Raw genomic sequence first — 23,469 nt, forward strand, 5'->3', positions numbered from 1 at the left:
CCCGTTCGTGCGGCCCGGCCGCGCGACGCCCAGACACCCGCTTCATGCTCCATCTCTTCTATTCGAACCGTCACGAAACGCTGGCCGACGCGCTGCTCGACGACCTGGCCGCGTTTCCGGCCCGCAGCCCGTGGGTCCCGCAACAGGTGATCGTCCCGAGCGCGGCGCTGCGCCGCCGGCTCGAGCTCGACATCGCCGTGCGCCACGGCGTGTGCGCGAACGTCGAGTTTACGTACCTCGCGCAATGGCTGTGGGCGCAGATCGGTCGGGTGCTGACGGTGCCTGCGCGCTCGCCGTTCGCGCCCGACCGCCTCGTGTGGCGGTGCTACCGGCTGTTCGCGCAGGCCGCGGGCGGCGCGCCGTGGCTCGCGTCGCCGCGGCTCGCCGCGTATCTGTCCGCGTCCGACGACGCGATGCGCTACGAGCTCGCGCAGCGCGTTGCCGCGGTGCTCGATCATTACCTGACCTACCGGCCCGAATGGCTGGCCGCATGGCAGGCCGGCGAATCGGTGCTGGCGGGCGACGCCGCACCGCGCGGGATCAGCGACGCCGCACGTGACGACGAGCAGTGGCAGGCCGCGCTGTGGCGTGCGCTGCTCGCTGAACTGAGCGACAGCGGCACGCCGCCCGCACATCGCTTTCTCGTCGAAGCGCGCCACCTCGATGCCGAAACCGTCGCGCGCGCGGCGTGGCCGGAATCGGTCAGCGTGTTCGCGCTGCCGACGATGCCGCCGCTGCACGTTGCGCTGCTGCGCGAGCTGTCGCGGTGGATCGACGTGCGCGTCTATGCGCTGAACCCGTGCCGCGAATTCTGGTTCGATATCGTCACGGCCGCGCATGCCGAGGCGCTCGATGCAGCCGGCCGGCTCGACTATCAGGAAGTCGGCCATCCGCTGCTTGCGGAGTGGGGCCGGCAGACGCAGGCGCAGTTGCACATGCTGCATGAGCTGACTGAAAGCGCTGCGTCAGGCGATGCGTCGCGGTACGTTGCGAATCCCGCGCCGACCTGGCTTGCGCGCGTGCAGAACGCGATTCTCGAGCTGCAGCCGGAAGCCGAGCTCGGCGACGCGCCGGCCGAGCGCGGGATCGAGGTGCACGTGTGTCACAGCCTCGCACGTCAGCTCGAGGTGCTGCACGACCGCCTGCTCGCGTGGTTCGATGCCGACTCGACGCTGCAGCCGTCCGACGTGCTCGTGGCGGTCGCCGATCTCGCGGCGGCGGGCCCGCTGATCGACGCGGTATTCGGCACGGCGGGTAGCAGCGGTGCGCGTGTGCCTTACCGGATCACCGGGCTGCCGCCGTCGCAGGCGAACCCGATCGCGCGCGTGCTGCTCGAATGGCTCGCATTGCCGGAGCGGCAGGTCGGCGCGCCGGAGCTGGTCGAGTGGCTGCGCGTCGACGCAGTGGCCGCGCGCTACGGGATCGACGCGGCCGCGCTGGAAACGGTGCAAACGTGGCTCGCCGCCGCCGGCGCACGCCGCGGGCTCTCGCCGGCGGCGAGCGACGATGCGGCTGTGCCGGCGCCGCGCCATACGTTCTCCGATGCGCTCGCGCGACTGTTCCTCGGCTATGCGATGCCCGAAGGCGCGGCACCTGTCGGCGCGTGGCTGCCGATCGAGGCGGCCACCGGCAGCGAGGCAGAACTGCTCGGCCGGCTCGCCCGTTTCACCGACGATCTCGACGGTTTCGCGCGGCGGCTTGCCGACGCGCACACGCCGCGCGCGTGGAGCGAGCTGTTCGCCGACACGCTGGCGCGATTTTTCGACTCCGGCGCCGCTTATGCGGATGCGCTCGCGGGTGTGCGCGACGCGCTCGACGCGATGCTTGCCGCGATGACGGAAGGCGCGCCCGACGAAGCATTGCCCGCGGCCGTCGTGCGCGCGGGGCTGGCGGCCGCGCTCGACGATCCGGCGCGCGGCGGCGTGCCGTGGGGCGGCGTCACGTTCTCGTCGCTGACAAGCCTGCGCGGGCTGCCGTACCGTGTGGTGTGCCTGCTCGGGATGGACGACGGCGTGCTGCCGAGTCTCGCGCGCGCCGACGAATTCGACCTGATGGCCGTACTGCCGAAGCTTGGCGACCGGCAGCGTCGCGACGACGAGCGCAACCTGTTCCTCGACCTGCTGCTCGCCGCGCGCGACCGGCTGCTGATCGCGTACACCGGGCGCAGCATTCGCGACAACGCGCCACTACCGCCCGCGGCGCTCGTCGACGAACTGCTCGATCACCTCGCAATCGTCACGGCGGGCGCGGATGCCGCGCCGGACGAGGTCGATGCCGCGCGCCGCGCGTTCATCGTCGAGCATCCGCTGCAGCCGTTCGCGGCCGAGTATTTCCGGCCGGGGAGCGAACTGGTGTCGTACGACGCCGAGCGTGCTGCGCTCGCGTCGCTGCTGGCGGTCGAAACGGCGCGGGAGCAGCCGTTCTTCGCGCAGCCGCTGCCGGCGGAGCCGGTCGAACCCGTCGCGTTTAGCGAATTCGAGCGTTTCTGGCGGCATCCCGCCCGCGCGCTGCTGCGCGCGCGGCTCGGCATCGTGCTGTCCGACGCGCAGTCCGAACTGCTCGACACCGAGCCGTTCGCGCTGGACTTCGCGGGCAGCGATGCGCTTGCCGAGCGCGTGTTGCCGCTTTTGATTGAAACGGAGGAAGGCGGCGCACACGACCACGCGCTGCGCATCGCGGATGCCAGCCCGGAACTGCCGGGCGGCGCGACGGGCGCAGTCTGGCGCGACCAGGCGCTCGACTCGATGATGCAACTGGCGTCGAGCGTGCGCCGCGCACTGGCCGACGGAGCGGAGCGGCGGCCGTTCACGCTCGAGATCGCACCTGCATGGCCCGACACCGGCCACGCGCTGTTCGGCGCCGATGAAGCGATGCTGTCCGAAGATGCGGTGAGCGCGCCGCTCGAACTGCACGGCACGCTGAACAGGGTGACGCCGACCGGCCAGATCATTTACCGCTACGCACGGCCGAGCGCGCGCGACTACCTGTCCGCGTGGCTCGCGCACCTCGTCTACTGCGCGGTGGAGCCCGGCGGCCCGCGCCGCACGCTGTGGTTCGGCAGCGGCGGCGCGTTCGAACTCACGCCCGTCGCGGCGCCGCTCGAACACCTCGGGCCGTTAGCCGCACTGTTCCGCGCGGGCCGGCGCATGCCGCTGCGATTCTTTCCGCGCAGTGCGTGGGCGCGCGTGTCCGACGGCGAGGCCAAGGCCGCGACGGTGTGGATCAACGAACGCGTGGCGAGCGAAGCCGACGATCCGGCCATCGCGATCGCATGGCGGGGCGCCCGTCCGTCGCTCGACGAGCCGTTCGGCACGCTCGCGCGGCTCGTGTTCGAGCCGATGCGGGAACATCTGAAGGAGGACGCATGAGCGCCGCAACCCGGCCACAGGCGGCGCTCGAACTCGACGTGTTCGCGTGCCCGCTCGATGGCGTCAACCAGATCGAGGCGTCCGCCGGTACCGGCAAGACGTGGAACATCTGCGCGCTCTACGTGCGCCTGCTGCTCGAAAAGGATCTCGGTGCGGACGAAATCCTCGTCGTCACGTTTACCAAGGCGGCAACGGCGGAATTGCATGAACGGATCCGCGGGCGGCTCGCGCAGCTCGCACATGCGCTCGATACCGGCGACGACGGCGGCGATCCATTCGTCGCGCGGCTGGTCGAGACGACGCTCGGAGAGGCGGGCGCGCTCGATCCGGAGACGGCGGCGAAGCGGATCCGCCGAGCGCTGCGTGCATTCGACCAGGCGGCGATCCACACGATCCACGCGTTCTGTCAGCGTGCGTTGCAGGAAGCGCCGTTCGCGGCTGCCATGCCGTTCGCGTTCGACATGCAGGCGGACGATGCGGCGCTGCGCTTCGAACTCGCGGCGGACTTCTGGCGCACGCGCGTCGAACCGATGGCCGGCCGCTGGCCGGGCTTCGCGACCTGGCTCGTCGATTCGGGGGCGGGGCCGGCCGCGCTGGATGCGCAACTCGCACGGCGGCTGAAGAAGCCGCTCGCTGCGCTGCGTTGGGACGGCGTCGTCGAGCCGGACGAATCGGCGGAGGCCGCTGCCGACGAATGTTTTGCCGAGGCCGCGCGGATGTGGGCCGACGAGCGCGACGCGATCGACGCGTTGCTGCGCACCGCGCAGCCCGCGCTGAACCAGCGCTCGCACAAGCCGGATGCAGTCGCGGACGCACTCGCTGCGTGGTCCGCGCATTTCGCACGGGGCAATGCGCAGGCCGCGCTTCCGAAAGCCGCGCTCAAGCTGACGCGCACCGCGCTCGTGAAAGCGACGAAGAAAGGCGGCGCAACGCCCGAACACGCGTTCTTCGACGTGGCCGATGCGCTCGAAGCGGCAGTGGCCGCGGCCGAGGCCGCGCAGCGCGGGCGCTGGCTCGCACTGATCGCCGAGTGGCTCGACACGGCACCGGCCGAGCTGGCCGAGCGCAAGCGCACGCGTCGAATCGTGTCGTTCGACGACCTGCTCGCGAATCTGTACCACGCACTGCATGCGCATCCGTGGCTCGCGGACACGCTGCGCGCACGCTATCCTGCCGCACTGATCGACGAATTTCAGGATACCGACCCGCTGCAGTTCGCGATCTTCGACCGGATCTTCGCGCCGGGCGGCCCGCTCTTTCTCGTCGGCGATCCGAAGCAGGCGATCTACAGTTTCCGTGCAGCGGATCTGCACACCTATCTCGCTGCGCGCGCAAGCGCGAGCGCGTGCTACACGCTCGCCGTCAACCAGCGCTCGACGCCTGCGATCGTCGATGCGTGCAACCGCTTCTTCATGTCGAACCCGCGCGCGTTCGTGCTCGACGGGCTCGACTACTACGCGGTGCGGGCGGGCACGCGCGTGCGTCCGCCGTTTGTCGACGAGACCGATTCCGGGCCGGGCGGCGATTTCCGGATCTGGTCGCTGCCGGGCGGCGACGGCACGCTGCTCAAGCGCGACGCGCAGGCGCAGGCCGCGCAGGCATGTGCTGCCGAGATCGCGCGCCTGATGCGCGGCGCACGCGAAGGGCATGCGCGGCTCGGCGACACGCCGTTGTCGCCGGGCGATATCGCGGTGCTGGTGCAGACGCACCGGCAGGGCAGCCTCGTGAAGCGTGTGCTCGCCACGTGGGGAATCGGCAGCGTCGAACTTGCGCAGGCATCGGTGTTTTCGACCGGCGACGCGGAGCAGCTCGAGCGCGTGCTGGCGGCGATCGACGCGCCGGGCGATCTGCGGCGGCTGCGCGCAGCACTCGCGGCCGACTGGTTCGGCCTGGACGCTGGCGCGCTGTGGCGCATGGAGCAGGGCGACGGCGACGCGTCGCGCGAAGCGGCAGACAGTGCGGATGCGATGAGCTGGGTCGAGCGCTTCTCGCGCTACCGACTGCTGTGGCGCGAACGGGGTTTTGCGGTGATGTGGCGCACGTTCACGCGAGAGCTGCGGATCGCCGAACGTCTGATGGCCGGTGCGGACGGCGAGCGTCGCGTGACCGACATCAACCATCTGGCCGAACTGACGCAGGCACGCGCGTCCGCGCAGCCGGGCATCGCGCCGACGCTGCGCTGGCTTGCCGCGCAACGGCTCGACGGCGGCGGCGAGGAAGCCCAGCTGCGTCTCGAATCCGATCGCAACCTCGTGCAGATCGTGACCGTGCACAAGTCGAAGGGCCTCGAATACGCGGTCGTCTTCTGTCCGTTCCTGAACGATGGCGCGTTGCGCGAGCCGCCCGCGTCGGGGTTGCCCGACGCGCGCGAATATCACGACGATGCGGGCGATGCGGTCCTGCATTACGGCTGCGACGACGCAGCCGCCGAGCATGCAGCGCGTCAGGCATTGCGGGAGCAGGCGGCGGAGCGCGCGCGGCTCGTCTACGTGGCGCTCACGCGTGCGGTCTATCGGTGCTATCTCGTCGCCGGGCCGTATCTGTCGTCGCGCTCGACCCGCGAGGCGCGGCGCAGCGTGCTGAACTGGCTCGTGGCCGGCGCCGGCCAGACGTTCGACGCGTGGCTCGACGAGCCGCCCGACGAAGCGGTGCTGGACGCGGCGTGGCAAGCGCTGGCCGGCGGGCCGGTGAGCGTCGCGCCGTTGCCGGTGCCGGTGCGCCGCGAACGGCTTGCGGCCGGCCACGATGCGTCGCAGACGCTCGCGGCGCGCCATGCGACACGCGTGCTGCGCGATGCGTGGCGGATGGCGAGCTTCAGTTCGCTGACCGCGTCGATGGCGCGCGAGGAGGCGGGCGTCGCGGTCGTGCCGGACGACGAATTGCGTCCCGATCACGATGCGCTCGCGGCGGTGACGCCCGACGGTGCGTTCGCGCTGGAAGATGCGGTTGCGACCGAGCCGCCCGACGACGACATCCTCGTGTTCCCGCGCGGCGCGGCGGCAGGCGAGTGCCTGCACCGCCTGTTCGAGCTCAGCCGGTTTGCGGAGCCCGATTCCTGGCATCAGGCCGCGCTCGGTGCACTGCATGACCGGCCGGTCGAGGCCGAGCCCGAACTCGCCGCGCGGCTGCCCGCGATGATGGCGCGGCTCGTCGGCGACGTCGTGCAAACGGAACTCGTGCCGGGCATGCGGCTTGCGGATCTCGATCCCGCGAAGCGTCTCGACGAAATGGGGTTCCTGTTTCCGGCGCCGTCGCTGGATCTGGGCGCGCTGCGCCGGCTGCTGGTCGCGTACGGCTATCCGGACGTTGCGCTGGACGCGGGCATGCTGGCCGGTTTCATCAAGGGTTTCATCGACATGATCGTCGAACATGACGGCCGGTTCTGGATCGTCGACTGGAAGTCGAACCACCTCGGCAATACGCCCGATGCGTACGGCCCGCGCGCGCTCGACGTCGCGATGGCCGATCATGCGTATCACTTGCAGGCACTGCTTTATACGGTCGCGCTGCATCGCTATCTGCGCGGGCGATTGCCCGACTACGACTACGACGCGCACATCGCGGGCTACCTGTATCTGTTCGTTCGCGGTGTGCGGCCCGACTGGCGCAGCGGCGGCGAGCCGGCCGGCGTGCACGCGCGGCGGCCCGCGCGCGAACTCGTCGACGCGCTCGACAGGATGATGGAAGGGGGCCGCGCATGAACGCGCCCGACGATACGCTCGAATTCGCCGGCGGCCTCGTCGCGCGTCTGCCCGAGCCCGCGGATTTCGGCATTGCGCTCGCGGAAGGATTTGCACGCCGTATCGGTGAACTGTCGCGCCGCGCGGGGGCGCCAGCCGCCGCCGCGCGTTGGGCGGCGCGTGCCGCGTTCGCGGCGAGCCGCGCGACCGCGGCTGGCCATGTGTGCGTATCGCTTGCCGCACTTGCGCAACGCTACGACGAATCGGTCGACAACGTGCGCGCGGCGCTTGCGGCGAGCGGGCTGGTGGCGTTCGGCGCGCTCGCGCGCGGCGACGAGCGGCCGCTGATCGTCGACCGGCACGATCATCTATACCTGTCGCGCTATTTCGACTACGAGCGGCGGCTCGCCGATGCGCTGGTCGCGCAGGCCGGCGTCGCCGCGCCGGCCGATGCGCTGGCGCCCGAACGGCTGCGCGACAGCCTCGAGCGTTATTTCGGGCCGGCGACGGGCGACGTGGACTGGCAACGCGTCGCGGCGATCGTTGCGCTGACGGGGCGTGTGACCATCGTCAGCGGCGGCCCCGGCACCGGCAAGACGACTACCGTCGTCGGCGTGCTCGCATGTCTGCTGGACGCGCATCCGGGCCTGCGCATCGCGCTGGCGGCGCCGACCGGCAAAGCTGCGCAGCGAATGCAGGAAGCGCTGCATGCGCGTGCGGGCGACCTGCCGCCGGAACTGGCCGCGCGGCTGCCCGACACGTCGTACACACTCCATCGCCTGCTCGGCGGCGGCGGGGCGGCGGGCTTCCGTCATCATCGCGACAATCCGCTGCCGTACGACTTGATCGTCGTTGACGAGGCGTCGATGATCGACGTCGCGCTCGCCGCGCATCTCCTCGACGCGCTCGCGCCGGGCGCGCGGCTCGTGCTGCTCGGCGACAAGGATCAGCTCGCCGCGGTCGAGGCCGGCGCGGTGTTCGCGGAACTCAGTGCGCGGCCGACGTTCACGCCCGCGGCGCGTGCCCGGATCGCGGAGGCGCTCGGGATCGACGAGGCGGCATTCGTTGCCGCGTTGCCAGTGCCTGACGGCGACACGGCAGGCGAGGTTGACGCCCGAATGCCGGCTTCGGCCTCCGCCCCGGCTTCGGCTTCGGCTTCGGCTTCAAATCCACCCACCGCATCGTTGCCCGCGACGGCCGCACGCAAGCCGGCAGCGCGGCGGCATGTGGATGCGCGCCAGGCGTCGCTGTTTGACGACGAGCCGTCGGACGAACCGCCGGGTCGTGCCGACATCGCGCCGCCCGCGGCTTCACCGCCACTCGCGCAGCCGACGCCGGCCGACACCGACACCGGGAACGGAGTTGCAGCGTCCGATCCCGCATGGATCGAGGCCGACGAACTTGCATGGCTCGATGCGGTCGAGCTTGCGCCGTTCGATCCTGCGCTCGCCCCGGCTGCCGCACCGCGAGCCGACGACATCGCCGCAGCGTCGCCCGCACCCGCACCCGCACCCGCACCGCTCGCGGACTGCGTCGTATGGCTCGAACGCAACTACCGCTTCGGGCTCGACTCGCCGATCGGCCGCCTGTCGCTTGCGATCCGTCGCGGCGACGTGCAGGCCGCGCTCGATGCACTGCCTGCCGACGATACCGCGGCCGCGTCGTTCCACGACGACGCGGGCGATACGCTGTCGGCGTCGACGGTCGAGCGGCTGGCGCGGCGGTTCGGCGCATATCTCGATGCATTGCGTACTGCGTTGTCCGAGCCGGTGCGCGATCCGTTGCCGTTGTTCGATGCGCTCAACCGCTTCCGGATCCTGTGCGCGACGCGCGCGGGTGCGCGAGGCGCCGAGCACGTCAATGCGCTGGTGGCGACGCACGTGCGGCATGTCGCACGCGTGCCGCTCGCGGTCGGCGCCCACTGGTTCGCCGGGCGGCCGGTCATGGTCACGCGCAACGACTACGCACTCGGCCTGTTCAACGGCGACATCGGCATTGCGTTGCCGGACGCGCACGGCGTGCTGCGCGTGTGGTTCCGGCGTGCCGACGGCACCGCGCGGGCGGTTTCGCCCGCCGCGCTGCCGCCGCACGAAACCGCATTCGCGCTGACGGTCCATAAATCGCAGGGCTCCGAATTCGACGAGGCTGCGCTCGTGCTGCCGGCATCGTTCGGCCGCGTGCTCACGCGCGAGCTCGTCTATACGGCCGTCACGCGCGCTCGTACGCGCGTGCAGGTGATCGGCCCGCGACGCGTGCTCGCACAGGCGGTCGCGACGCGCACACAACGCGATTCGGGCCTCGCCGCCCGTGTGGACGAGGCGCTCGCGCGGCGCCGCAGGGAGACGTCGCGATGATGATCCGCTATACGCTCGATCCGGCCGAAGTTGAGTGGACCGCCGTGCGCGCGCAGGGCGCCGGCGGCCAGAACGTCAACAAGGTGTCGAGCGCGATTCATCTGCGCTTCGACATCCGCGCGTCGTCGCTGCCGCCTGTCATCAAGGAGCGGCTTCTCGCGCTGTCCGACCAGCGCATCACGCGCGACGGGGTCGTCGTAATCAAGTCGCAGGAATACCGCACGCAGGAGAAAAACCGCGAGGCCGCGCTCGCGCGGCTCGATGCGCTGATCGGCGGCGTTGCGTTCACGCCGCGAGCGCGGGTCGCGACGCGGCCGACGCGCGCATCGAAGGAGCGGCGACTCGAGCACAAGTCGCGCCGCAGCATGGTGAAGTCGGGAAGGGGAAGGGTGATCGACTGACGCAATGCGGGCTCGGCGAGCGCAGTGCGCGAATGTCCGTCGCCAAGCGCTATCGCATCACGGTTCCCGCGCTGTCGAGTACGAAGTCGACGCAGAACACGACGAGACGCCCCTGCGCACGGATCGCGACCGCGGCGGTGTAGCAGTCGCGGCCTTCGGTCAGCGAGAAGTGCGGGCCCATCAATGCGACGCGCCCCGGCGCCGCGATCGCACGCTGGAAATATGGGCGTCGCGACCAGTTGCTGTGCGTTTCGGGAAACAGCGGTGCGAGTCGCGTGCCGCCTGCGAGGCTGTCTTCCGGATGTGCGCTGATCGACGGCAGGAACTGTTCGCCGATCTCGTCGGTAACGAACACGCGTCGCGCAGCCGGTACCGCGAATACGCGTCGCGCGGCGTCCTGCAGGTTGCCGCTTGCGGAAAATGCGGTCGCGCCGGCGAGCACGAGTCGCTCGATCGCATCGAAGCCGGGCTGCTCGGCGATCGCGGGCGTGTGCCGCCGCGCGATGAAGCGTTGCCATGCGGCGTCGAGCATCGCCGGTGCCGCGGCGCTCGCGTGCGCGATCGATGCGTCGGGCTGGCCGAACTGGAAGCCCTGCACGAAATCGATGTCGGCCTCCATGAGCGTCTGCAGCGCGTCGTCGCTTTCGACACCCTCGGCAAGCACCATCGCGCCGGCCTGATGCAGCATCGATACGAGGTGATGCATGATCCGGCGATCGTCGGCCGACGCGTTCGCCCGCTCGACGAGCGAGCGGTCGAGCTTGACGATATCGGGCCTTGCGCGCCACACGCGATCGAAATTCGAGAAGCCGGTGCCGAAATCATCGATCGCGATCAGGAAGTCGCGATGCTGGATCATGTCGATCGTGCGCGCGAGCGCGGCTTCGTCGCGCGACGGCTGCTCGACGACTTCAAGCACGATCCGGTTCGGCGGCAGCGCGAAATGCCGGCACAGCGCCTCGACGAATTCCCGCTGCACGAGGCCCGAATCGAGTACGCGCGGCGTCACGTTCAGGAACAGCCAGCCGTCGCCGATTCCTTGCGCGACGAAGTTGGCCGTGTGCAGACAGCGGGCGAGCCGGTCGAGCAGCAGCGCATCCGCGGCGGCGCGCGTCTTGTCGAACAGCGCGACGGGCGACACCAGCGTGCCGTTCGGATCGACGACGCGCAGCAATGCTTCGTACCCGACTACGCGCTTGTGCGTGATCGACAGCACGGGTTGAAACACGCTGCGCAGCGTCGTGTCGCGGTACGTGGCGATCCAGCCGCTGGGTGTCGGCGTGAGGCGTTCGAGCAGGGAATCGAGCGAGAGGTCGCGGGAGGGCTTCATGTCAACGGGCGCCCGGCGGCGAACGAAGGGGGATGTCGTGCCGCCACGCAAAAGCCGTCGCACGCGCAGGTGGACGCGAAAAAACGTGGTGCATCGTGACCGCCTTCTGCGGATGAGTGTCTCGAGTGTAACGGGAATGGCGCGGCGCGCGTATCAGGGTAACTCCAGACGCAAACGCTACACCGGCGTTCGCGCCACGCGGCCGGCGCCGGAATGCGGGACGGAAAGGCCGCCGTACCGCTCAGGCCGCTTCGCCGCCGCGCGAACCGAACCCGGGAATCCGCTTGATCACGCCAGTCGCGAGCGCGGTGCCGACCAGCACGATCGCGCAGCCTTCGATCATGACGACCGAAACGTGTTCGCCGAGAAACAGCGCACCCCACAGCAGGCCGAACACTGGGATCACGAACGTTACGGTGATCGCGCGGGCGGGGCCGACATGAGCAATCAGATAAAAGAAGATGAAGTAAGCGATGCCCGTACACGCGACGCCCAGCGCGAGCACGGCGCCCCACGCATGTGCGCCGACCGCGGTCGCCGGCCAGGTCGCAATCGCGAACGGGAGCAACAGCACGGTGGAGCCGATCATGCTGCCGGTCGCGTTGACGAGCGGATCGACGCCGCTAAGCTTGCGCTTCGTGTAGTTGGCCGCGATGCCGTACAGCAGCGTCGCGCCGAGCGCGGCGGCGGCCGCCAGCGCGGTCGCGCTCGCACCGGCGCTGCCATGCGCGTTCGCGATCTGATCCCATACGAGCGTAAGCACGCCGGCAAAACCGATCACGAGGCCGAGCGCACGCGGGAGCGACAGCTTGTCCTTGAGCCACAGATACGCGACGAGCGCGCCCCACAGCGGCGTCGTCGCGTTGATCACCGACGTCACGCCGGCCGACAGCGTCAGTTCGGCATATGCGAACAGGCAGAACGGCGCGCCCGAGTTCAGCACGCCGACGACGAACAATGGCCACGCGTGCCGGCGCAGCCGCGCACCGAGCTCCGCGGGTTTGAAGCGCGTCAGCGCGAGGCCGGTGAGGAACAGCGCGCCGATACCCACCCGCAGCGCCATCAACGGCGCGACGCCGAGTTCGGCGACGCCCACCCGGATGAACAGGAACGACGCGCCCCACAGGGCGGCGAGGACGGTCAGCAGAAATGCGTTCTTGGGCGACATCGGCGGGGCGGGCAGGGACGGGATGCGATGAATCTTACACCGCGTTACCGAGGCGTCGTTTCACGATCGGATGAAACGACAAGAAACGGACGATCCACGTCGTTCACGTGCCGCCGGCGCGAACCCGCCCGGCAGCCGAGCGCGGGCCGGCTCGTTCGCTCAATGATGGCGCCAGCCCCCGCGTCCGCCGAAGCCGAAGTTCAGCGACAGCGCCGGGCCCCAGTAACCGCCCCATGCCGGCGCATAGACGGGCGCCGGATAGTAGTACGCAGGGCCGGGGTCGACGTACACGGGCGCGGGCTGGACCGGCGCGGCCGTGTAATAGCCGGACGGATAGTAGCCGTAAGGGTAATAGCAGCCCGCGAGTGTCGCGCACGCGACCGCCGCGGCGACGAGGGTCCTGTTCATGATGTCTCTCCGGCGCGGCCGGCAATCGGCAGATGCTTAAGCTTAGGCCGTCGAACGATGACAGGGGGCGCAAAACGGTAACGGATCATTTCCGCACAGGATCGCGCGCCTCGCCGCCCCCGGCGCGCCGCGCGATGCAAAAACGGCGCTTCCGCATCGCGGAAACGCCGTCCGATGGAACCGCCTCGCGCCCGGAGCCGCGGGCGCGGCCCGGCTTACTTGCCGATCTGGTTGCCGATGAGGCCGCCTGCGGCCGCGCCGCCGAGCGTCGACAGCGCATTGCCACCGATCGCCGCGCCCGCTACACCGCCGACCCCGGCACCGATTGCCGTATCGCGCTGGCGCCGCGACATCGAATCGCAGGCCGACAGGCTGGCTACCGTCGCAACGAGCAGCGCGCATACCCCAAAACGCCGAATCGAATAGCTCATGATCGTTGTCCTTGTGGTAGTGAATGGGAGGTCGCGCGACCGGCTCGCGGCCGCGCATGAACCCAATCTACGCGCCGCCTCCTGCGGCTGCTGTAAGGACTTGTTAAGGCGCTTGCGGTTTCGTAATCAATTGTTTCGCGGGCCGTCACAGGCACGCCCGATGCGGGCGCGCCCGCAAAAAAGCCCGCTCGGAAGCGGGCTTCGTTCAGTGCGCGAAGACGCGGCCCGCATGGACCGCATCGCTCGCTCGCCGGATTACTGGCGGTGGTAGATCTCGGCGCCGGTCTTCACGAATTCGACGGCCTTGACCTCCATCCCCTTCTGCAGCGCCTCGCTTTCGGACACCCCTTGCTGCGCCGCGAACTCGCGCACGTCCTGCGTGATCTTCATCGAGCAGAAGTGCGGGCCGCACATCGAGCAGAAATGCGCGACCTTCGCCGAATCCTTCGGCAAGGTTTCGTCGTGGAATTCGCGCGCCTTGTCCGGATCGAGGCCGAGGTTGAACTGGTCTTCCCAACGGAACTCGAAGCGCGCCTTCGACAGGGCGTTGTCGCGCACCTGCGCACCGGGATGGCCCTTGGCGAGGTCGGCCGCATGCGCGGCGAGCTTGTACGTGATGATCCCTTCCTTCACGTCGTCCTTGTTCGGCAGCCCGAGGTGTTCCTTCGGCGTCACGTAGCACAGCATCGCGGTGCCGAACCAGCCGATCATCGCGGCGCCGATGCCCGACGTGATGTGGTCGTAGCCCGGCGCGATGTCGGTGGTCAGCGGCCCGAGCGTGTAGAACGGCGCTTCCTTGCACCAGTCGAGCTGGAGATCCATGTTCTCCTTGATCAGCTGCATCGGCACGTGGCCGGGGCCTTCGATCATCACCTGCACGTCGTGCTTCCACGCGATCTGCGTGAGCTCGCCGAGCGTCTTGAGCTCGCCGAGCTGTGCTTCGTCGTTCGCATCGTAGATCGAGCCGGGCCGCAGGCCGTCGCCGAGCGAGAAGCTCACGTCGTACGCCTTCATGATCTCGCAGATCTCTTCGAAGTGTTCGTACAGGAAGCTTTCCTTGTGATGCGCGAGACACCACTTCGCCATGATCGAGCCGCCGCGCGACACGATGCCCGTCATCCGGTTCGCGGTGAGCGGCACGTACTGCAGGCGCACGCCGGCATGGATCGTGAAGTAGTCGACGCCTTGTTCGGCTTGCTCGATCAGCGTGTCGCGGAAGATTTCCCACGTGAGGTCCTCGGCCTTGCCGTTGACCTTTTCGAGCGCCTGATAGATCGGCACCGTGCCGATCGGCACCGGGCTGTTGCGGATGATCCACTCGCGCGTTTCATGGATGTGCTTGCCGGTCGACAGGTCCATCACCGTGTCGCCGCCCCAGCGGATCGCCCACGTCATCTTGTCGACTTCCTCGCCGATCGACGACGTGACGGCCGAATTGCCGATGTTCGCGTTGATCTTTACGAGGAAGTTGCGGCCGATGATCATCGGCTCCGATTCCGGGTGATTGATGTTCGCGGGGATGATTGCGCGGCCGCGCGCGACTTCGTCGCGCACGAACTCGGGCGTGATCTCGGTCAGTGCGTTCGCGCCGAAGGCCGCGGCGCCGAACGCCTGGCCCGGGTGCTGACGGCCCATCATCGCGGCGAGCTTCGCGCCGTTCGGGCCGCTCGACTTCAGGCTCTCGATGTATTCGGCGCGGCGCTGGTTCTCGCGGATCGCGATGTATTCCATTTCCGGCGTGATGATGCCCTGACGCGCGTAGTGCATCTGCGTGACGTTCTTGCCGGGCTGCGCGCGGCGCGGGTTGCGGTGCAGGCCCGGGAAACGCAGGTCGGCGGTGGCCGGGTCGGCAGCGCGCTCGCGGCCGTACCGGCTCGACAGGCCGTCGAGCACCTCGGTGTCACCGCGCGCTTCGATCCAGCGCTGGCGCAGCGCGGGCAAGCCCGCGCGAATGTCGATCTTCGCGTCCGGATCGGTGTACGGGCCCGACGTGTCGTATACGTAGATCGGCGGATTCTTTTCGCCGCCGAAGCCGGTCGGGGTGTCGGCCTGCGTGATCTCGCGCATCGGCACGCGGATGTCGGGCTGCGAGCCGGTTACATAAACCTTTCGCGAATTGGGCAGCGGGGCGACGGCAGCGGCGTCGACGTGAGCGTCGGCAGACAGAAACTTCGGATTGGCGTTCATGCAATCTCCTGTGCGGGCGCCGGACACGCGCGGCGGCGCTTGCCCGGAGCCCTTGACGAATTGGGGGGCTCGAGCTAAGCAGGAGACGAGGCTTGGTGAGGCGGCGGATTCGTCAGAAGAGTGGCGGCGGAATCCGTACGCTTCCCTGCGCTGGCATTATCCAGATCAGGTTCAAAGGGTATTTCTCACCCGCAATGCCGGTTGTTTGACCGAACGCATTGCAGGACCCCCGCGTTAGCAAGGGCACACGATACACCGGCTTGGCGGCGGTTTCAACCGGCGACGCCAGCATGCGCGGGCACCGGTCCGCGCATGCTGGCGTCGCGTGCCGACGGTGCGCCGCATCATCGATAGCCGTTGCCCGCGCCGGCCATGCGGCCGGCAGTGGCGTAGCAGTGCAGCATCGCGATGGCGTCCGGCCGGTCGAAAAATATTTTCGGACCGGCTGTCATTTCCTGCGACGTCGTCCGTCTATTGGGCTCCTCAAACCCATGTTTCGGAGAAATGTCATGAAAAACGTACTGGTCGCCGCCTGCGTCGCCGCTTTCGCCACCCTTGCAACGGGCGCGTATGCGCAGAACGACGCGATGTCGCAAAACGGTTCGTCGATGTCGAAGGATGCGATGGGCCACGACGCGATGGCGAAGGATGGCGCGATGAAGAAGGGCGCCATGAAGAAGCATGCGATGAAGAAGGACGCGATGTCGCACGACGCGATGGGCAAGTCGTCGGGCGACAAGATGGCGCCGTCCAACTGACGCCGCCGGCGCGGGCGGCCGGCGCGTGCTCGACGATCGCCGGCCGCGCGCGCCGCGTCTTGTCTCGTTGCGTTTGTTCGACCCGTTTCGGGAGTGTTCATCATGCAAACCGTCCCCGCCACGAACCGCGCGGCCGCCGCGCCGCCCGCGCGCCCGATTCATCCGCTATGGGTGCGCGTGAGCCACTGGCTCAACGCGCTCGCGGCGATCCTGATGGCGCTGTCGGGCTGGCGAATCTACGACGCATCGCCGATCTATCCGTCATTCACGTTTGCCCACGGCATCACGCTCGGCGGCTGGCTCGGCGGCGCGCTGCAATGGCATTTCGCGGCGATGTGGCTGCTCGTCGGCAACGGGCTGTTCTATCTGACGATGGCAATCGCGACCGGACGCCTCGCGCGCAAGATGCTGCCCGTCACGCCGGCGTCGGTGTGGCGAGACGTGCGCGCCGCGTTGCGCGGGCGCCTCGCGCACGACGATTTGAGCGTCTACAACGCCGTGCAGCGTGCCGCGTACCTGATCGCGATCGTCGATCTGATCGTACTGGTGCTGTCGGGGCTGACGATCTGGAAGTCGGTGCAGTTCCCGCTTCTGCGCGAACTGTTCGGCGGCTACGACAACGCACGCGTCGTGCATTTCTGGGCGATGTCGCTGCTGGTTGCGTTCTTCGTCGTGCACGTCGCGATGGCGCTGCTCGTGCCGCGCTCGCTGCTGGCGATGCTGCGCGGCCGCTGATCCGTCGAATCCCGGACGAAGGAAATCATCATGTCGGAATCCGAAATCAAGCGCGACGATTCGCGCTGGGCGCTCGACCGCCACTCGCTCGCGCTCGACGTGCGCCGCGAGCTGGAAATGCCGTCGCGGCGGCTGTTCAACCGGCGCATCCTGACGCTCGGCGGCCTGACGATGCTGACCGGCTGCACGCTGCATGACGATGCATCGGTCAACACGTTTCTGGAGCGCGTATCGCGGCTGAACGATCGCGTGCAGGCATGGCTCTTCAGCGGCGAGCGGCTCGCGCCGACTTACACCGAAGCCGACATCACGCGGCCGTTCCCGTTCAACGCGTACTACGGCATCGACGACGTGCCGCATGTCGACGCGTCGACGTACCGGCTCGTGCTGTCGGGCCGCGTGACCGGCAAGCGCGTGTGGACGCTCGACGAACTGTACGCGCTGCCGCACGCGGAGCAGATCACGCGGCATATCTGCGTCGAAGGATGGAGTGCGATCGGCCGCTGGGGCGGCACGCCGTTCGGTGCGTTTCTCGCACGCGCCGGCGCCGATACGCACGCGAAATACGTCGGCTTCAAATGCGCGGACGATTACTACGAAAGCATCGACATGCCAACCGCGCTGCATCCGCAAACGCTGCTCGCGTTCGAATACGACGGCCGTCGCTTGCCGCCGGAGTTCGGTTTTCCGATGAAGCTGCGAATGCCGACGAAGCTCGGCTACAAAAATCCGAAGCACATCATGGAAATCTTCGTGACCGACACCTATCCGGGCGGCTACTGGGTCGACCAGGGCTACAACTGGTTCGGCGGATCGTGAGCGGCGCACGCGCCGTGACGCGTGCGTTACGCGGATTCGCGCACCTTCAGCTCGACGCGCAGGCCGACCGCCGCGGCCATGTTCACGAGCGCGTCGAGCCCGAACAGGTTGATCTTGCCGCGCAGCAGATCGGACACGCGCGGCTGCGTGACGCCGAGCGGCTTCGCGGCCTGAGCCGGGCTGAGCTCGAGCGGCGCGATGCGCTGCTTGAGCGCGATCATCAGTTCGGAGCGCAGCTTCATGTTGCGGGCGTCGGCCGGCCGGCTTTCGATTGCGTGCCACACGCTCGCATGCCGTTCGTTGCTCATCGTTTCGTTTCCAACGTCAGTGCCCGGTAGCGCCGGGCGGCCGGCGCGATATCGGCCTGACAGGTGCGCGCCGACTGCGTGCGAGAGCGGTGCAGCACGTAGATCGCGTCGGCGAACGTCGCGACGTGGATGATCCGGAATGCGCCGCTTGCATCCCCCAGGCGGATTTCTCGTACGCCAGGCCCGACGTTGCGCATCGGCTTCCAGTCGGCGGGTGTCATCCCGGGCTGCACCGGGTCGAACTGGTGACCGGCTTCATGGCGTGCCGGCAACGGAAAGCCGCGAAGCGCGTCCAGCCCGCTGCCCAAGAAAACGACCGGTTTCGGCGGAAGGAGGGCGGCAGCATACAAAATTTTGTATGCGTAGTGTCGGTGGAATCGGCAGGACGCCGGCCGCCGAAAGGGCATGCCGCGCGTCACAACGGTCACGCCATAAACGCAATGCGGCCCGTGAACCGCATGACCGGCCGTCGGCCCGAGGTGTCGATCGCGATGCGTGGACGAGCGCGGGGCTGCCTGCGCGACGCGTGTTCGGCCGCGGCTTCAACGCGCGCGGTGGCCGCGAATGTCGCGCCGAAACATCAGTCGATATCCTTTCAGACAGGTCGGACGGTGCTTTCGAATCCTTGATGCCATAATGCCGAGCGTGTGCAACCGAAGCGGTTCACGCACGTTTTCTCGATCCTCTGCCGCCGCTCGCCGGTTTTCATTCGTCGCCGTTCGCACTGCCATGTCGTTCCGCACGTTCGCTTCCGCCTTCCTGGTCCCGTCGGGGCCGCTTGCCGGCCTCGCCGACGCCACCCAGCGGAGCACGCGACTCATCGTGCGGGCGGGCTGAACGATGACTCCGCTCGACCGCCTGCTCGATTTCCTCGCCCGCCTGCCGATCCGGATCCGTCTGCCGCAAAGCCGCGGCGGCCGCGTCGCGCTGGCCCTCGTGTTCATCTATTTCGTCTGGGGCTCGACGTACAGCGGGCTGCATTTCGCGCTGCAGTCGTTCCCGCCGCTGCTGCTGTCGGGGTTGCGCAACCTGCTCGGCGGCATCGGCCTGTTCATCTTCGCGCTGCGGCGCAAGCCCGAATGGCCGACGCTGCTGGAAATCCGCAACTCCGCGATCGTCGGCACGATGCTGGTCGCGCTGTCGTCGGGCACGATCGCGCTCGGGATGCGCACCGTCAGCAGCGGCTCGGCCGCGGTGATGGTCGCGACGGTGCCGCTGTTCGCGACCGTGATCGCGGCGGTCGCCGGGCGGCCGGTGACGAAGGGCGAGTGGGCGGCCGTCGCGCTCGGGATGGTCGGCATCGTCGTGCTGAACTCGGGCGGCGCGGCGGCCGCGAACTCGGCGCTCGGCACGATTTGCGTGCTGGCCGGCGCATTGTTCTGGGCGGGCGGCGCGCATCTTGCGACGCGGCTCAAGCTGCCGTCGGACCTGTTCCTGTCGACGTCGCTGCAGATCGGGCTTGGCGGCCTGATGTCCACGCTCGCCGCATGGCTGATGGGCGAGCGCATCGAGCAGGTCGCGGCGGCGCCGGTGTTCGCGTTCCTTTACCTGATGGTGTTCTGCACGATGGCCGCGTATGTCGCGTATGGCTACCTGATCCGCCATACGAGCCCGATCATCGCGAGCAGTTGCATGTACGTGAACCCGATCGTCGCGGTCGCGCTGGGCGCGCTGATGCTCGGCGAGCCGGTGACGACGGCGACGGTGGTCGCGACCGTCGCGATTCTGGGCAGCGTCGGGTTGTCGTTCGTGTTCGATCCCGCGCGCCGGCCTGCGGCGCACGCATCGGCCGACGTTTCGTCGGGCGCGGGCGCCGCCGCCGCCGAGTCGGCAGCGGTGCCGGCAGCTGCCCCGGATCAGCCCGCAATGTCCGATCCGGCGCCGATCCTCGCGCCTTCGGCGGTACCGCTCGCCGTGCCGGCGCCCGGCGCCGTCGTCGACCCGGCCGCCGTCATGGATCCCGCGCCGGCATTCACGCCGCCGCCGGACGGCGAACCGGCCGCGTCGCGCGCCGACGCGTGACGCCGGCGCGTCCGGCGAGGTTCAGCCGCGCCGTGCGCCCCGGGAATGACACCAGCCCGCGAGCGCGGTGAAGAGCAGGCCGGCCGTGCACATGCCGATCCAGCCGAATGCATGCCACGCGGCGACGCCGGCCGACGAGCCGAGCGCGCCGCCGATGAAGTAGCACACCATGTACACGGTGTTCACGCGGCTGCGCGCTTCGGGCTTCAGCGCGTAGATGCGCGACTGGTTCGAGATCTGCGCGGCCTGCACGCCGACGTCCAGCACGATCACGCCGATCACGAGCCCGATGAGGCTCGTCCCCGACAGCGCAAAAATCACGAACGATGCCGCGAGCAGCGCGATCGCGAGCGAGATGATCGCGCGCGGGCCGCGCTTGTCGGCGAAACGGCCCGCGTAAGGCGCGGCTAGCGCACCGGCCGCGCCGACGATGCCGAACAGTCCGGCGGCCTGCGGGCCTAGATGGAACGGCGCGCCGGCCAGCAGCAGCGTGAGCACCGGCCAGAAGGCGCTGAATGCGGCGAACAGCGCGGCGCCCGTCAGCGACGCCTCGCGCAGCCCGCGCAGTTCGATCGCCAGATGCCACATCGAGCCGAGCAACTTGCCGTACGACAGCGTCGATGTCGGCGTGCTGCGCGGCAGCCGCAGCACGATCACCGCGGCCAGCGCGACGAGCGCCGCAACGGATGCGCCGAACACGGCCCGCCAGCCGAAATATTCGGCGACGAAGCCGGCTGCGGTGCGGGCCAGCAGAATCCCGAGCAGCAGGCCGCTCATCACGGTCCCGACTGCCTGTCCGCGTTCGGCCGGCGGCGCGATCTCGGCCGCGAACGGCACGGCTTGCTGCGCGATCGTCGCGAGCACGCCGATCGCGAGGCTCGCGACCGCAAGCACCGCGAGCGAAGGGGCGCTCGCGGCGGCGATCAGCGCGAGCGACAGGCCCGCGATCTGCAGCAGGATCAGCCCGCGGCGGTCGAAGCGGTCCCCGAGCGGCGCGAGCAGGAACATCCCGGCCGCGTAGCCGAGCTGTGTCGCGGTCGGCACCGCGCCGATCCACGACGCGCGGTCGGGAAAGGCCGAGCGGAAGCTGTCGAGCAGCGGCTGGTTGTAGTAGATGTTCGCGACCGACACACCGGCGATCGTCGCGAGCAGCAACAGCAGGCTGCGCGAGTAATGGGGCGAGACGGCGTCGGTCGGACGGTCGGTGGAGGCGGAGGACATGGCTGCGACGGAACGGAGTGGGGCGGCGCGCGGGCGTGCGGCGCGACTGCGGTTGCGCGGGCGGCCGTAGTGCCGGTCGAGGCTGCCGATCATACCGGAGCAGCGGAAATTCTGCGTTGCCGGGCGGATGCGGAGCCGGGCGGTTGGACCGCCTGAAGGCGGACGTCGGTGGCCGGAAGGCGGCAGGCGGCAGGCGGCAGGCGGCAGGCGGCAGGCGAAGGCGGAAGGCGGAAGCCTGAAGGCGGACAGAAAGCCGACTGCCCGCCCGGCGCGCTGGCGGCTCGACGGCGTGCGTGAGCGCCCACAATCGTCCGCAGTCGCAATCCGCCGCAACGCATCGCGACGGACATCACCCGCCGTCACGCGGGAGCGATGCACGGTCAGTCGACCAGTTCCCCATTCGGTTCATAGAACGGATACGGTCCGTCGCCTTCGTCCACATACACATGATGGGACGTCATTCCCGCGTCCGGCGTATGGAGGTGCACCGCGAACGCCGGCGGTTCGAGCCGGAACGCGGATGGCGCATCCGCGCGCACGTCGAAGGCGACCTGATGCGCGGGCGCCGGCACGGCCGACGCGAGCGTGCCGCCGAAGCGCGTGAACATCGTCCGATGCACGTGCCCGCACAGCACCCGTTCGACGTTCGGGTAGCCGCGTAGCAGCGCATCGAGTTTCGCGGCAGCGGCGGGTGCGAGACGCAGTGCGTCCATATGGCCGATTCCCGATACGAACGGCGGGTGATGCAGCGCGACGATCACCGCCCGGTCGCGCGCTGCGTCCAGCTGCGCGGCGAGCCACGCAAGCCGTGCGTCGCACAGGTCGCCGTGGCTCGTGCCGGGCACCTGCGAATCGAGCGCGAGCACACGCACGTCGCCCACGTCGAGCGCGTACTGCACGAACTTGCCGCCGTGCAGTTCGGGACGATCGGCGAACGCGCGGCGCAGTCCCGCACGATCGTCGTGGTTGCCGACCATCAGGTAATACGGAATTTCGAGCGGCGCGAGCAGCTCGCGCAGATGGCGGTATTCGTCGTCGTGACCGAAATCGGTCAAGTCGCCCGTGATGAGCACCGCGTCGGGCCGCGGCACCAGCGCGTTCAGCTTCGAGATGCAGCGCGCGAGCGCGGCGGCCGTGTCGACGCGCCGGTACGCGAGCTGGCCCGGACGCTTGATATGAAGATCGCTGATTTGAGCAAGCAGCATCGTCGTTCCTCGGAATGTCTGGTTATCGTGGGGCAGTACTACGCGGCAAGCGCGATCAGCCCTTCCGCCGCGATTGCGACCCCGACCGCCGTGCCGCGCGCAAGCTCGATGCGGCCCGGCACGTCGACTACGAGCGCGTCGGGCGCCGCGTGCTCGATCGTGAGTCGCGTGCGCTCGCCCAGGAACGCGCACGCACCGATTGCGCCGCGCAGCGGCGCATGCGCGGGATCGGCGAGCTGCGCGTCTTCCGGCCGGAAGAACCACTCGTCGGCGGCGTACGGCGTCGCGATCGAACCGCCCGTCGTCACGAGTGCGCCGTCGCGCCATTGTCCCGCAAGCCGGTTCAGCGTGCCGATGAACTGCGCGACCGTGCGGTTCGCCGGCCGATAGTAGATGTCGCGCGGCGTACCGATCTGCTCGATACGGCCTGCGCCCATCACGACGATCCGGTCGCCGAGCTCCATCGCCTCGGCCTGGTCATGCGTCACGTAGACGGTCGTCACGCCCAGCTCGCGCAGCAGCGCATTCATGTCGCGGCGCAGCACGTCGCGCAGCTTCGCGTCGAGCGCGGTCAGCGGCTCGTCGAGCAGCAGCACGCGCGGGCGCACCGCGAGCGCGCGCGCCAGCGCGACCCGCTGGCGCTGGCCGCCGGACAGTTGATCGACCGGTTTATCCGCATGCGCGTCGAGCCGCATCATCGCGAGCAGTTCGTCGACGCGCTCGCGCAGCGCGCGCGGATCGGTCTTGCGGATCTTGAGTCCGTAGCCCACGTTGCCGCGCACCGTCAGGTTCGGAAACAGCGCGTAGTTCTGGAACACCATGCCAACCTGGCGGCGTTCGATCGGCAGCGCGGTGACGTCGTCGTTGCCGAACGCGATCGTGCCGCCGGCGTCCGGCGTGTCGAGGCCCGCGATCAGGCGCAGCGTCGTCGTCTTGCCGCAGCCCGACGGGCCGAGCAGCACGAGCGTTTCGCCCGCGCCGATCGACAGGTCGAGCGGTTCGAGCACGCGCGTGCCGCGGAACGTTTTCGCGCAGCGGGTCAGGGTGATCGGAGTGGAATCGAGTTTCATGGGA

Annotated in this window: 18 protein-coding genes and 1 riboswitch; of the genes, 8 read left to right on the top strand and 10 right to left on the bottom strand. The window is 69.1% G+C overall.

The window, feature by feature from the left end:
• Nucleotides 1-44: 44 nt before the first annotated feature.
• From recC to arfB, 4 genes are read left to right on the top strand one after another with little or no spacing between them, the layout of a single operon-like run.
• Complete coding sequence (gene recC, locus KDW55_RS02060; protein ID WP_212159867.1) at nt 45-3,368, top strand: exodeoxyribonuclease V subunit gamma; 3,324 nt, start codon at nt 45-47, stop codon at nt 3,366-3,368.
• Nucleotides 3,365-7,069, top strand: coding sequence for an exodeoxyribonuclease V subunit beta (recB, locus tag KDW55_RS02065; protein WP_069241159.1), 3,705 nt, complete (start codon nt 3,365-3,367; stop codon nt 7,067-7,069). Before recC ends, recB begins: the two co-directional genes overlap by 4 nt.
• Nucleotides 7,066-9,402 (top strand): AAA family ATPase, encoded by a 2,337-nt coding sequence (locus tag KDW55_RS02070; protein WP_212159868.1) that lies wholly within the window; start codon nt 7,066-7,068, stop codon nt 9,400-9,402. The genes recB and KDW55_RS02070 overlap by 4 nt, the downstream gene beginning before the upstream one ends.
• Nucleotides 9,399-9,803 carry an alternative ribosome rescue aminoacyl-tRNA hydrolase ArfB gene (gene arfB, locus KDW55_RS02075; RefSeq protein ID WP_209821574.1) on the top strand — a complete coding sequence of 135 codons (405 nt, stop codon included), beginning with the start codon at nt 9,399-9,401 and terminating at the stop codon, nt 9,801-9,803. The genes KDW55_RS02070 and arfB overlap by 4 nt, the downstream gene beginning before the upstream one ends.
• A 49-nt stretch (nt 9,804-9,852) precedes the next feature.
• Here the strand turns inward: arfB and KDW55_RS02080 are convergent, their stop codons facing one another.
• From KDW55_RS02080 to thiC, 5 genes are all read right to left on the bottom strand, one after another.
• Entirely contained in the window at nt 9,853-11,133 is a 1,281-nt protein-coding gene (locus KDW55_RS02080; RefSeq protein WP_040143840.1) for an EAL domain-containing protein, read from the bottom strand.
• A 241-nt stretch (nt 11,134-11,374) separates the two neighbouring features.
• Nucleotides 11,375-12,301: a DMT family transporter gene (locus tag KDW55_RS02085; RefSeq protein ID WP_040143841.1), complete on the bottom strand. Its 927-nt coding sequence runs from the start codon at nt 12,299-12,301 to the stop codon at nt 11,375-11,377.
• Nucleotides 12,302-12,460: 159 nt separating this feature from the next.
• Nucleotides 12,461-12,709, bottom strand: a complete 249-nt coding sequence (locus KDW55_RS02090) for a hypothetical protein (protein ID WP_069241162.1) — start codon at nt 12,707-12,709, stop codon at nt 12,461-12,463.
• Between the two features lie 215 nt (nt 12,710-12,924).
• Nucleotides 12,925-13,140, bottom strand: a complete 216-nt coding sequence (locus KDW55_RS02095; protein WP_040143843.1) for a glycine zipper 2TM domain-containing protein — start codon at nt 13,138-13,140, stop codon at nt 12,925-12,927.
• A gap of 255 nt (nt 13,141-13,395) precedes the next feature.
• Entirely contained in the window at nt 13,396-15,327 is a 1,932-nt protein-coding gene (gene thiC / locus KDW55_RS02100; protein ID WP_212148742.1) for a phosphomethylpyrimidine synthase ThiC, read from the bottom strand.
• A 124-nt stretch (nt 15,328-15,451) separates the two neighbouring features.
• Nucleotides 15,452-15,568, bottom strand: a riboswitch (TPP riboswitch).
• Between the two features lie 268 nt (nt 15,569-15,836).
• On the opposite strand from thiC, the gene KDW55_RS02105 reads away from it, so the two are divergent.
• The 3 genes from KDW55_RS02105 (at nt 15,837) to KDW55_RS02115 (ending at nt 17,639) form a co-directional block, all read left to right on the top strand.
• The gene (locus KDW55_RS02105; RefSeq protein WP_059543720.1) at nt 15,837-16,085 is read left to right on the top strand and encodes a pentapeptide MXKDX repeat protein; all 249 of its coding nucleotides are present in this window, start codon (nt 15,837-15,839) and stop codon (nt 16,083-16,085) included.
• Nucleotides 16,086-16,187: 102 nt separating this feature from the next.
• Nucleotides 16,188-16,820, top strand: coding sequence for a cytochrome b/b6 domain-containing protein (locus KDW55_RS02110; RefSeq protein WP_040144910.1), 633 nt, complete (start codon nt 16,188-16,190; stop codon nt 16,818-16,820).
• Between the two features lie 30 nt (nt 16,821-16,850).
• Nucleotides 16,851-17,639 carry a molybdopterin-dependent oxidoreductase gene (locus KDW55_RS02115; protein ID WP_069241163.1) on the top strand — a complete coding sequence of 263 codons (789 nt, stop codon included), beginning with the start codon at nt 16,851-16,853 and terminating at the stop codon, nt 17,637-17,639.
• Between the two features lie 26 nt (nt 17,640-17,665).
• Here KDW55_RS02115 and KDW55_RS02120 read toward each other — a convergent pair whose 3' ends face one another.
• Both KDW55_RS02120 and KDW55_RS02125 read right to left on the bottom strand, forming a co-directional pair.
• Nucleotides 17,666-17,947, bottom strand: coding sequence for an XRE family transcriptional regulator (locus KDW55_RS02120; protein WP_059543716.1), 282 nt, complete (start codon nt 17,945-17,947; stop codon nt 17,666-17,668).
• Nucleotides 17,944-18,297: a type II toxin-antitoxin system RelE/ParE family toxin gene (locus KDW55_RS02125; RefSeq protein ID WP_212159967.1), complete on the bottom strand. Its 354-nt coding sequence runs from the start codon at nt 18,295-18,297 to the stop codon at nt 17,944-17,946. The genes KDW55_RS02120 and KDW55_RS02125 overlap by 4 nt, the downstream gene beginning before the upstream one ends.
• A 490-nt stretch (nt 18,298-18,787) precedes the next feature.
• Here KDW55_RS02125 and KDW55_RS02130 point away from each other — a divergent pair, with 490 nt between their 5' ends.
• On the top strand, nt 18,788-19,969 hold the full coding sequence (locus KDW55_RS02130; protein ID WP_040143849.1) for an EamA family transporter: 1,182 nt from the start codon (nt 18,788-18,790) through the stop codon (nt 19,967-19,969).
• A 21-nt stretch (nt 19,970-19,990) separates the two neighbouring features.
• Here the strand turns inward: KDW55_RS02130 and KDW55_RS02135 are convergent, their stop codons facing one another.
• The 3 genes from KDW55_RS02135 to KDW55_RS02145 all read right to left on the bottom strand — a co-directional run bounded on the left by KDW55_RS02135 (nt 19,991) and on the right by KDW55_RS02145 (nt 23,465).
• A complete protein-coding gene (locus KDW55_RS02135; RefSeq protein ID WP_212197803.1) occupies nt 19,991-21,190 on the bottom strand; it encodes an MFS transporter in 1,200 nt (399 codons plus the stop codon).
• Between the two features lie 380 nt (nt 21,191-21,570).
• Nucleotides 21,571-22,395 carry a phosphodiesterase gene (locus KDW55_RS02140; RefSeq protein ID WP_069241166.1) on the bottom strand — a complete coding sequence of 275 codons (825 nt, stop codon included), beginning with the start codon at nt 22,393-22,395 and terminating at the stop codon, nt 21,571-21,573.
• Between the two features lie 38 nt (nt 22,396-22,433).
• The gene (locus tag KDW55_RS02145; protein ID WP_069241167.1) at nt 22,434-23,465 is read right to left on the bottom strand and encodes an ABC transporter ATP-binding protein; all 1,032 of its coding nucleotides are present in this window, start codon (nt 23,463-23,465) and stop codon (nt 22,434-22,436) included.
• Nucleotides 23,466-23,469 lie beyond the last annotated feature (4 nt).

This window comes from Burkholderia sp. AU19243 (assembly GCF_018148075.1).
GTDB classification, from domain to species: Bacteria; Pseudomonadota; Gammaproteobacteria; order Burkholderiales; family Burkholderiaceae; genus Burkholderia; species Burkholderia latens_A.